Origin of the sequence: Rhodopseudomonas sp. AAP120 (assembly GCF_001295845.1) — a bacterium.
Taxonomy (GTDB): Bacteria; Pseudomonadota; Alphaproteobacteria; order Rhizobiales; family Xanthobacteraceae; genus Rhodopseudomonas.
Map to the genome: position 1 here is coordinate 1 of NZ_LJIC01000030.1, position 11,148 is coordinate 11,148.

An 11,148-nucleotide genomic window follows, 5' to 3' on the forward strand; every position below is an offset into this window, starting at 1 on the left:
GCCGCGGGTGCATCGGGCACCCGGCGTTCCGCGCGCCCTCTTCCCAAAGAGGGCGACAGGAATGCAGCAAACCTCGGGCGCGATGCGCCGCGAGAACGCGAAGGTGTGGTCGATTTGATCGCGAGGCTGTTTGCTTACACACGCGATGCAGCTTGTTCACGCGAACTCGCTGTTTCAATGACGTGGCTGTTTGATAATTGAATCGGTTCGACGATGTGAGGCACCGCTTCGCCCCATCCTCCCCCGTCATCGCCCGCGCAGGCGGGCGACCCAGTATCCCAGAGCGTTGGCGATGGTGAGGAGTGTGCAAGTTGCAGCCGGGCTGCCCTAAATCAATGCTCTACAATACTGGATCACCCGCATTCGCGGGTGATGACGACCGGGTTTGTGGCAACGCCCCGCCCCATCCTCCGCCGTCATGCGCGGGCTTGACCCGCGCATCCATCGCGCGCGTCAGCGCGCTGAAGGATGGCTTGTTGTGATGTAAGCGATGTTGCGAAGAAGATGGATTGCCGGGTCGAGCCCGGCAAGGACGGGTTACATCAGGGCGCACGGCTTTGGCCTGGTTGGAGCACCGCCTCATCGCCTCCGGCCGAATTGTTGCACTGCCCTCCTCAAACTCATCGCTCTCCATACAGTCATCGCGGGCAACCAGAGGCTCTCCGACGTCCAAAGCGCTGACGCGGGCGCCCGTCACGCCTTTGTCATCGCCACCGTTCCGGCCCGGGATCGCAAAAATCCCAGTTGCAAACTTCCGCCGCCGTGCTTCTAATTGGAACAATTACAAATTCCACCGGGAGGATCGGGCGTGTCCAAAGTCTCACTGACTGTGAATGGTAAAGCCGTAACCGCGGAGGTCGAGGACAGGACCCTGCTGGTCCATCTCTTGCGCGATCATCTCAACCTGACCGGCACCCATGTCGGCTGCGACACCAGCCAATGCGGCGCCTGCGTGGTGCATATCGACGGCCGTGCGGTGAAGTCCTGCACCACGCTGGTCGGCCAGGTCGACGGCGCCGCCATCACCACCATTGAAGGCATTTCGCGCGGCGACGAGTTGCACCCGATGCAGGCCGCGTTCCGCGACAATCACGGGCTGCAGTGCGGCTACTGCACGCCCGGCATGATCATGTCGGCGATCGACATCGTCAACCGCCACGGATCCGACCTCGACGAGCACACGCTGCGCCAGGAGCTCGAAGGCAACATCTGCCGCTGCACCGGCTATCACAACATCGTCAAATCGGTGCTCGACGCCGCCTCCCGCATGAAGCTGGCGCAGGCTGCCGAATAGGCCGCCGACCCGCATCCGTTTTCGTCGCCGACCACATATTCGAATGATGGCTGCGACCCGCGACGCCTGAATGCGCGCGGCACCAGCAGCCCAAGGGAGAAACTGCAGATGGGCATCGAGGGAATTGGCGCCAGGGTCGTTCGCAAGGAAGACCGACGCTTCATCACCGGCAAGGGCCGCTACGTCGACGACGTCAAGATCACCGGCATGGCGCATGCGCATTTCGTGCGCAGCCCGCACGCGCACGCCAAGGTCAAGAGCATCGACGTCGCGGCCGCCAAGGCGATGCCGGGCGTGATCGACGTACTGACCGGCCAGCAGATCGTCGACGACAAGATCGGCAATCTGATCTGCGGCTGGGCGATCCACTCCAAGGACGGCTCGGCGATGAAGATGGGCGCGTGGCCGGCGATGGCGCCGGAGACGGTGCGCTTCGTCGGTCAGGCGGTCGCGGTGGTGATCGCCGAGAGCAAGAACCTCGCGCGTGATGCGGCCGAAGCGGTCGTGGTCGACTACGAGGAACTGCCCCCGGTCGCCGACATCAAGGCCGCGATCGCGCCCGGCGCGGCGCAGCTACATCCCGAGGCGCCCGGCAACATCGTCTATGATTGGGAGATCGGCGACCAGAAGGCGACCAACGAGGCCTTCGCCAAGGCCGCGAACGTCGTCTCGCTCGAGCTGACCAACAACCGCCTGGTGCCGAACGCGATGGAGCCGCGCGCCGCGGTCGCCCATTACGACGAGGCCGAAGAGCACTTCACGCTCTACACCACGTCGCAGAACCCGCATGTCGCGCGGCTGGTGCTGTCGGCGTTCTACAACGTCGCCCCCGAGCACAAGCTGCGGGTGATCGCGCCCGACGTCGGCGGCGGCTTCGGCTCCAAGATCTTCATCTATCCGGAAGAGATGGTGGCGCTGTGGGCCTCCAAGCGCACCGGCCGCCCGGTGAAGTGGACCGGAGACCGCTCCGAAGCGTTCCTCACCGACGCGCACGGCCGCGACCATATCTCCAAGGCCGAGATGGCGTTCGACGCCGACAACAAGATGCTCGGGCTGCGGGTCACCACCCACGCCAATTTCGGCGCCTACATGTCGCTGTTCTCGTCCTCGGTGCCGACCTATCTGTACGCCACGCTGCTCAGCGGCCAGTACAACATCCCGGCGATTTACGCCGAGGTGATCGGCGTCTACACCAACACCACGCCGGTGGACGCCTATCGCGGCGCCGGCCGGCCGGAAGCCTGCTACTTGCTCGAGCGGCTGGTCGAGACCGCGGCGCGCCAGCTCAAGGTCGATCCGGCCGAACTGCGGCGCAAGAACTTCATCACCCAGTTCCCGCACCAGACCCCGGTGATCATGGCGTACGACACCGGCGACTTCAACGCGTCGCTCGACGCCGCGCTCAAGGCGATCGACTATGCGGGCTTCCCGGCCCGCAAGGCCGAAGCCAAGAGCAAGGGCAAGCTGCGCGGGATCGGCTTCTCCTGCTACATCGAGGCCTGCGGTATCGCGCCGTCGAAGGCGGTCGGCTCGCTCGGCGCCGGCGTCGGGCTGTGGGAGTCCGCGGAAGTGCGCGTCAATCCGGTCGGCACCATCGAGATCCTGACCGGCTCGCACAGCCACGGCCAGGGCCATGAGACGACGTTCTCGCAGCTCGTCGCAGACCGGCTCGGTATTCCGATCAATCAGGTGTCGATCGTCCACGGCGACACCGACAAGGTGCAATTCGGCATGGGCACCTACGGCTCGCGCTCCGGCGCGGTCGGCATGTCGGCGATCGTCAAGGCGATGGAGAAGGTAGAATCCAAGGCCAAGAAGATCGCCGCGCATCAGCTCGAAGCCTCGGAGAACGATATCGTCATCGAGAACGGCGAGTTCAAAGTCACCGGCACCGACAAGTCGATCGCGCTGCCGATGGTCGCGCTCGCCGCCTATACGGCACACAACCTGCCGGACGGCATGGAGCCGGGCCTGAAGGAGAGCGCGTTCTACGATCCGACCAACTTCACCTTCCCGGCCGGCTCCTATCTGTGCGAGGTCGAAGTCGATCCGGGCACCGGCAAGACGTCGTTCGTCAACTTCGTGGCGGTCGACGATTTCGGCCGGCTGATCAACCCGATGATCGTCGAGGGCCAGGTCCATGGCGGCCTCGTGCAAGGCATCGGTCAGGCGATCCTGGAACAGGCGATCTACGACGACAGCGGCCAGCTCGTCACCGCGTCGTTCATGGACTACGCGATGCCGCGCGCCGAGGACGTGCCGATGTTCAACGTCTCGCACACCACGACGCTGTGCCCGGGCAATCCGCTCGGCATCAAGGGCTGCGGCGAAGCCGGCGCGATCGGCGCGTCGGCGGCGGTGATCAACGCCATCACCGACGCGATCGGCACCAACCGGCTGGAAATGCCGGCGACGCCCGACCGCGTCTGGCACGCGATGCAGCTGCAGCAGGCGGCGGAGTAACGGGCAACGGAGTGGAGCCCCCGTCATTGCGAGCGAAGCGAAGCAATCCAGAAGCCCAGTGCCCCGCGCTGGATTGCTTCGTCGGCTTCGCCTCCTCGCAATGACGGAGGGCTTCTTGGAAAATAGCAATTCGATCTCTGACAGGAGATATCCATGTATTCGACCAACTATCACCGCGCCTCCAGCGTCGACGAAGCGATCGCGCTTTACGGCAAGGGTAGCGATCCGAAATTTCTAGCCGGCGGCCATACTCTGCTGCCGGTGATGAAGCAGCGCCTCACCGCGCCGAGCGATGTCATCGACATCGCCAAGATCCCGGGCCTGATCGGCATCGAGACCAGCGGCGATACGCTGACCATCAAGGCGGCGACGACCTATTACGACATTCTCAGCAATGCCGACGTGAAGCGCACCATCCCGGCGATCGCGCATCTCACCTCGGTGCTGGGCGATCCGGCGGTGCGCTATCGCGGCACGATCGGCGGCTCGGTCGCCACCAACGATCCGGCCGCGGACTATCCGGCCGCGGTGCTGGCGCTCAACGCAACGGTGAAGACCAACAAGCGGGAGATCCCGGCCGATCAGTTCTTCAAGGGCCTGTTCATGACGGCGCTCGAAGACAACGAGATCATCACCGCGATCTCGTTCCCAGTTCCGGAGAAGGCCGGTTACTCCAAGATGCGCAACCCGGCGTCGCGCTTCGCGCTGACCGGCGTGTTCGTCGCCAAGCTGAAGTCCGGTGAGATCCGCGTCGCCGCCACCGGCGCATCGCAGAACGGCGTGATGCGGGTGCCGGTGATCGAAGACGCGCTGAAGGCGAACTGGTCAGCCTCCGCGCTCGACGGCGTCAAGGTTTCGGATGCCGGCCTGATCGAGGACATTCACGGCACCTCGGACTATCGGGCAAACCTGATCAAGGTGATGGCACAGCGCGCGGTCGAGTCCGCCGGCTGAAGCTAATTCCACTTCACGGCAGACGGCGCGCCACGAGCGCGCCGTCTTGCGTTATTGCACCGCCGCATCATGGCCGCATGCAGCGCTGCGCTGAAAAGCCGCTTGCTCTTCGCCCGGCCGCCGTGGTGATTTCGCCGCGACGACAACGCTCCGCTCGCGCGGACAACAACAAAAGGACACCCAAGGTGCAACAGTCAGCCTCGCCCTCCGCCAAGACGCAGACCGCCGCCGGCGGCCCGCTCGCCGGCATCCGCATCGTCGAATTCGCTGGCATCGGTCCGGGCCCGTTCGGCGCGATGCTGCTGGCCGACATGGGCGCCGAGGTGATCACGCTGGTGCGCGCCGGGCAGAAGCCGCAGGGCGCCGCCGCGCGCGGCCGCAAGGTCGTCGAGGTCGATCTCAAGAACAAGGAGTCGGTCGCTGGCGTGATGACGCTGCTCGATCAGGCCGACGCGCTGATCGAAGGCTATCGGCCCGGCGTGATGGAGCGGCTCGGCCTCGGCCCCGACGTCGTGCTCGGCCGCAATCCCAAGCTGGTGTACGGCCGCATGACCGGCTGGGGCCAGACCGGTCCGCTGGCACAGGCCGCCGGCCACGACATCAACTACATCTCGATCACTGGTGCGCTGGCGGCGATCGGCCCGGCCGACAAGCCGGTGCCGCCGCTCAACCTGGTCGGCGATTTCGGCGGCGGCTCGCTGTATCTCGTCGTCGGCATCTTGGCCGCGCTGCTCGAAGCCAAGCGCTCCGGCAAGGGCCAGGTTGTCGACGCCGCGATGTGCGACGGTGCCGCCTCGCTGATCACGATGTTCTTCGATATGACCGCCGCCGGCCGCTGGAAGGAAGCGCGCGAGAGCAACATGCTGGACGGCGGCGCGCATTTCTACGGCACCTACGAATGCAAGGACGGACACTTCATCTCGATCGGCTCGATCGAGCCGCAGTTCTACGCCCTGCTGCGCGAACTCGCCGGCCTCACCGACGCGCAATACGATGGCCAGATGGATCCGAAGAACTGGCCGGAGCTGAAGCAGAAGCTGGTCGCTGTGTTCAAGTCCAAGACGCGCGACGAATGGTGCAAGCTGATGGAAGGCACCGACGTCTGCTTCGCCCCGGTGCTGACGATGTCGGAAGCCACCAAGCATCCGCACATGGTGGCGCGGGAGGTGTTCATCAAGCACGAAGGCCATACGCAACCGGCCCCGGCCCCGCGCTTCCTGCGCACGCCGTCCACGGTGCGGGCGCCGATCAAGACGGATTTGGCCGCGCTCGCGAAGGAATGGAGCGGGAAGTAAATCGCGAATCCAAAATACGTGCCCCGGACAAAGCGCACTGCGCCGCGCAGCGGCGAAGTGCGCAGCAGATCCGGGGCCCCGGTTCCGACTGCGGCGAAGTAACCGGGGTCCCGGATCTGCGGCACGGCGCACTGCGCCGCGCCTTGTCCGGGACACGGGATGTAGGCTTTAGCTGCCCGCCGCCAGCACAGTCCCCTCGACCTCGCCGAAGCCGACGCGATAACCGTCCGCCTGGCACCAGCCGCGCATCACCAGCGAGTCGCCGTCTTCGAGAAAGCCGCGCGCTTCGCCGCCGGGCAGTTGCACCGGCTCCGCTCCGTTCCAGCTCAACTCCAGCAGGCTGCCGAGCTGATCCTTCGTAGGCCCGGACACCGTGCCGGAGCCGAGCAGATCGCCGACGCTCATCGCGCAGCCGCTGGAGGCGTGGTGCACCAGCTGCTGCACTGACGACCAGTACATGTACTTGAAGTTGGTGGCGCTGATCCGCGCCGGCGCATTCATCGCCGACGTTCGCAGCGCCACTTCCAGCGCCATGTCGTAGTTGTTGGCGCCCTGCTGCTGCAGATACGGCAGCGGTGTCGGGTCCTGCGGGGGGCCACTCACGCGAAATGGCTCCAGCGCCTCGCGGGTGACGATCCACGGGCTGATCGAGGTGGCGAATGCCTTGGCCTGGAACGGCCCGAGCGGCACGTATTCCCACTGCTGAATGTCGCGCGCGCTCCAGTCGTTGAGCAGCGTGAAGCCGAAGATCATCGCTTCGGCCTGGACTTCCGTCAGCATCGATCCCATCGGCGATGACTGCCCGACCACCACGCCGATCTCGAGTTCGAAATCGAGCCGCTTGCACGGCCCGAAGCTCGGCATCTCCGCCGATGGCGGTTTGAGCTGACCGCGCGGGCGATGAATCTTTGTGCCACTGACCACCACGGTCGAGGCGCGGCCGTTGTAGCCGATCGGGATATGCAGCCAGTTCGGCAGCAGCGGATTGGATTTGTCGCGGAACATCGTGCCGACATTGGTGGCGTGCTCCTTCGACGAATAGAAGTCGGTGAAGCCTTCGACGCGCAGCGGCAGATGCAGCTTCACCTCCGCTATCCGGATCAGCGCCTGCTTGCAAAGTGCGCCGTTGTCGCGCAACTCCGCAGTGTCATGCCGCAGCAACTCGCTGATCCGCGCCCTGGTCTTGCTCCACACCACAGGACCGAGCGCCATGAAGGCATTGATCGACGGCTGTGCAAAGATGCCGTCCGGCAGGTCGAGCAGCTTGGCGTTCTGCAAGGCCGCCAGATCCAGCACCTGATCGCTGATCGCGACGCCAACCCGCGGCGTAGGGTTGGTTGCGGTCGAGAACACGCCGTAGGGAAGGTTCTGAATCGGGAAATCGCAGTCGCTCTTCACATCGATGAAGGAGCGAAGACGCGGATCGTTGGGGTGCATGGGAGGCTAGGATCCTGAATGAAATGATGTTGATCTGTCCGTCATTGCGAGGAGCGAAGCGACGAAGCAATCCACACCGCGCGCGTGGCGCTGGATTGCTTCGCTGCGCTCGCAATGACGAAAATAGCTACTCCGCATCCGGCTGCCGCCCCGGCTCAGCCGCCACGAAGGCCTCGACCTTCATCGCCTCGGCCTCGATCTGACGGATGCGTTCGAACGGGGCGAGGTCGGCGTCGAAGCGGCGGGCGTTGAAGATTTGCGGAACGAGGCAGAGATCGGCGAGCGTCGGCTGGTCGCCATAGGCGAACGGCCCCGGCGTCTGCGCCAGCCGCGCCTCGATCGCCGCGAACCCTTGTTCGATCCACTGCTTCGACCAGCGCGCACGCTCGACTTCGTCGACACCGAGTTCGGTGAGGCGCTTGAGAATGCGCAGATTGCCGATCGGATGGATGTCGCAAGCGACCGCATAGGCGATCTCGCGGACGATCGCGCGGGCCTTGGCCTCCTTCGGCAGCAGCGGCGGCTCGGGATGGGTCTCGTCGAGATACTCGATGATCGCCAATGACTGCGCGAGGTCGAACTCGCCCTCGCGCCAATACGGCACCAGCCCGGCCGGATTGATCCAGCGATAGGCTTCGAGGTTCTGCTCGCCATTGCGCAGATGCACGTAGCGTTCGGCGACGGCGAGGCCCTTCAGGTTCAGCGCGATGCGAACCCGGTAGGCGGCAGACGAGCGGAAGTAGCCGTACAATACAGCGCCATCGTGCTCGTCCTGCGAAGCGGTGCGCGTCATGGGCGGGTCGGATCGAAGCGCTTTTCGAGACCGCGCCAGCAATCGGCGTAGTCGTCCTGCAGCGTGCCGGCGCTCGCCGCGTACTCGGTGACGCGCTGCGGATAGCGGGTCTCGAACATGAAGGCCAGCGTGCCGGTCAGCTTCACCGGCTTCAGCTCGCCGTTCGACGCATGATCGAACGCCTCGCGATCCGGCCCGTGCGGCAGCATCATGTTGTGCAGCGATGCGCCGCCTGGGACGAAGCCCTGCGGCTTGGCGTCGTAGACGCCGTAGATCAGGCCCATAAACTCCGACATGATATTCATGTGATACCACGGCGGCCGGAACGTATTCTCCGCCACCATCCACCGCTCCGGGAAGATGACGAAGTCGATGTTCGCGGTGCCAGGCGTTTCCGACGGCGAGGTCAGCACCGTGAAGATCGACGGATCGGGATGATCGAAGCCGATCGCGCCGACCGGCGAATAGGTCCGCAGATCGTATTTATACGGCGCGTAGTTGCCGTGCCAGGCAACGACGTCGATCGGCGAATGCGGCAGCTTCGTCATGTACATCGACCCGCCCCACTTGACGTAGAGCTCGGTCGGAGTGTCCTTGTCCTCATAGGCGGCGACCGGCGTCAGAAAATCGCGCGAATTAGCCAGGCAATTGGCGCCGATCGGGCCACGCTCCGGCAGCGTGAAGGCGCCGCCATAGTTCTCGCACAGATAACCGCGTGCCGGACCATCGATCAGTTCGACCCGGAATTTGACGCCGCGCGGGATCACGGCGATCTCGGCCGGCTCGATGCTGATGATGCCGAACTCGGTGACCAGCCGCAGGCTGCCCTGCTGCGGCACGAACATCAACTCGCCGTCGGCATCGTAGAAGTGCTGATCGACCATCGACTTGGTGATCAGATACATATGCGTCGCCATGCCGGCCTGGGTGTTGACGTCGCCGGCCGTCGTCATCGTCCGCACGCCCTGCAGGAACGTCAGCTCCTCCTGCGGCATCGGCGGCGCGTCCCAGCGCAGCTGCGCGATCGGCATGTCGTATTCGAAGCACGGCGCCGAGCGCCACAGCCCGCACTCCGCTTTGGCGAAGCGGCCGGAGTGCTTCACCGACGGGCGGATGCGATACAGCCACGAGCGCTCGTTGGCACCGCGTGGCGCCGTGAACGGCGAGCCTGAGAGTTGCTCGGCGTAGAGGCCGTAAGCGGCGCGTTGCGGCGAGTTGCGGCCGATCGGCAGTGCACCGGGGAGCGCCTCGGTCTCGAACGAATTGCCGAAGCCCGACATGTAGCCGGGTGTGATGCCCTGCGACCCGTGGCCGAGGATCTGCGGTGCGGCATTGATGTTCATGTCATCCTCCGATCGGTCTGGGATGCTCCCGGTGCGCCGGGACGATGAGTGATATCAGCCGCCCTGCAAGGCGGCCCACATTTCGCGGTCGCGCTCGGCGGTCCAGATCACCGGATCGTCGATGCCCGAGGCTTCGTCGAACGCGCGCGACACGTTGAACGGCAGGCAATGTTCGTAAATCGCGAAGCTGGAAAACTTCGGATCCATCTTCTCGCGGGTCGCATCCCAGGTTTCCTTGAGGCTGCGGCCCTTGGCGACCGAGATTTCGGCAGCGCCGTACAGCGTGCCGACGAAGTCGCGCGTCATCGCGATCGCCTCGCGTGTGGTCTCGAGCCCCTGCAGCGCGTCGCCGCGGCCGGGCGCGATCGCCTTCGGGTTGAAGTCGCGGATCTCGTTCAGCGTCGCCGGCCATTCGCGCAAGTAAGCGTCGCCGCAATAGCAGGCCGAGTGATACTCGACGAGGTCGCCGGTGAACATCACCTCCGCGTCCGGCACCCAGGCGACGATGTCGCCCGACGTATGCCCGGCGCCGAGCTGCATCAGCCGCACCTCGCGCTTGCCGAGATAGATCGACATCTCGCCGTCGAACGCCAGCGTCGGCCAGGTCAGGCCCGGAATGCTCTCGGCGTCCTGGAACAGCCGCGGGAAGCGGCCGTATTCGGAATCCCAATCCTGCTGGCCGCGCTCCTCGATCAGCCGATAAGTTTCCTGCGAGGCGACGATACCTTCGGCGCCGTAGGCTGAAGCGCCGAGCACGCGCACCGCGTGATAATGCGACAGCACGACGTATTTGATCGGCTTGTCGGTGACGGCGCGGACGCGTTCGATCACCTTGTTGGCCATCGCCGGCGTCGCCTGCGCATCGAACACCAGGCAGCCGTCCTCGCCGACGATCACCGCCGAATTCGGATCGCCCTCCGCGGTGAAGGCGTAGAGATCGGGCCCGATCTCGGAGAACGTCACCTTCTTCTCGGCGAGGTCGGTGGTGGAGGCGAAACCCTTGGCCATGTGTGGTCCTTAGTGTTGGTCGATTAGTTCGATGCGTTGCGTTCTTGCGTAGCTGGCAGTATCTCTCGTTCGTCATTCCGGGGCGCGCGCAGCGCGAGCCCGGAATCCATAACCACCGCCGGGAGTATGGATTCCGGGCCTGCGCGCCGAGGCGCGCATCCCGGAATGACGAACTCGGAGGCCTTGCTCTCGGCGAACCTCAAATTTCGCGTCCCGCTCCCTCACAATCCGGCCTGCGCTTCATCCACCACCCGCCGCTTCGCCAGCGTCACGGCGTCACGCAGCACGGCGAGGTCGCCGATGTGGTTGGCGAGGATCAGCACCAGAGCAGCGTCGAGCGCGGCGCTGTGCTCGTCACTGATGCCGCGATGCGCCTCGACGATCAGCCGGTAGGCGGCGTCCGGATCTGGGAAGTTGCTCGTTGTCGACAGCGCAATAGTCATCGCACGCCTCCCCGCGACGCAGCGCGCTCCCTCTCCCCGCGTGCGGGGAGAGGGCTGGGGTGAGGGGGTGCCTCCGCGGGTCGCAGAGGCTCGGCCGTATGGAGACGCCCCCCCCCCC

General features: G+C 65.1%; 10 protein-coding genes. 5 read left to right on the top strand and 5 right to left on the bottom strand.

Annotation, left to right across the window (positions count from 1 at the left end; translation table 11 throughout):
• The 5 genes from IP86_RS29215 to IP86_RS06330 form a co-directional block, all read left to right on the top strand.
• Nucleotides 1–201: hypothetical protein (locus IP86_RS29215; protein WP_210168166.1), on the top strand; the 201-nt coding region annotated here is incomplete at its 5' end.
• Between the two features lie 607 nt (nt 202–808).
• A complete protein-coding gene (locus IP86_RS06315) occupies nt 809–1,294 on the top strand; it encodes a (2Fe-2S)-binding protein (RefSeq protein ID WP_054161671.1) in 486 nt (161 codons plus the stop codon).
• Between the two features lie 108 nt (nt 1,295–1,402).
• A complete protein-coding gene (locus IP86_RS06320) occupies nt 1,403–3,757 on the top strand; it encodes a xanthine dehydrogenase family protein molybdopterin-binding subunit (RefSeq protein WP_054161672.1) in 2,355 nt (784 codons plus the stop codon).
• A gap of 153 nt (nt 3,758–3,910) precedes the next feature.
• A complete protein-coding gene (locus IP86_RS06325) occupies nt 3,911–4,711 on the top strand; it encodes an FAD binding domain-containing protein (protein WP_054161673.1) in 801 nt (266 codons plus the stop codon).
• 185 nt (nt 4,712–4,896) lie between these two features.
• A complete protein-coding gene (locus tag IP86_RS06330) occupies nt 4,897–6,006 on the top strand; it encodes a CaiB/BaiF CoA transferase family protein (RefSeq protein WP_054161679.1) in 1,110 nt (369 codons plus the stop codon).
• A gap of 168 nt (nt 6,007–6,174) precedes the next feature.
• Here IP86_RS06330 and fahA read toward each other — a convergent pair whose 3' ends face one another.
• From fahA to IP86_RS06355, 5 genes are all read right to left on the bottom strand, one after another.
• Nucleotides 6,175–7,443 (bottom strand): fumarylacetoacetase, encoded by a 1,269-nt coding sequence (fahA, locus tag IP86_RS06335; RefSeq protein WP_054161674.1) that lies wholly within the window; start codon nt 7,441–7,443, stop codon nt 6,175–6,177.
• A gap of 127 nt (nt 7,444–7,570) precedes the next feature.
• Nucleotides 7,571–8,236, bottom strand: coding sequence for a maleylacetoacetate isomerase (gene maiA / locus IP86_RS06340; RefSeq protein WP_054161675.1), 666 nt, complete (start codon nt 8,234–8,236; stop codon nt 7,571–7,573).
• Nucleotides 8,233–9,579 (bottom strand): homogentisate 1,2-dioxygenase, encoded by a 1,347-nt coding sequence (hmgA, locus tag IP86_RS06345; protein WP_054161676.1) that lies wholly within the window; start codon nt 9,577–9,579, stop codon nt 8,233–8,235. Before hmgA ends, maiA begins: the two co-directional genes overlap by 4 nt.
• Before the next feature lie 54 nt (nt 9,580–9,633).
• Nucleotides 9,634–10,587: an MBL fold metallo-hydrolase gene (locus tag IP86_RS06350; RefSeq protein WP_054161677.1), complete on the bottom strand. Its 954-nt coding sequence runs from the start codon at nt 10,585–10,587 to the stop codon at nt 9,634–9,636.
• A 221-nt stretch (nt 10,588–10,808) separates the two neighbouring features.
• Nucleotides 10,809–11,030, bottom strand: a complete 222-nt coding sequence (locus IP86_RS06355; RefSeq protein ID WP_054161678.1) for a DUF2783 domain-containing protein — start codon at nt 11,028–11,030, stop codon at nt 10,809–10,811.
• Nucleotides 11,031–11,148: the final 118 nt, after the last annotated feature.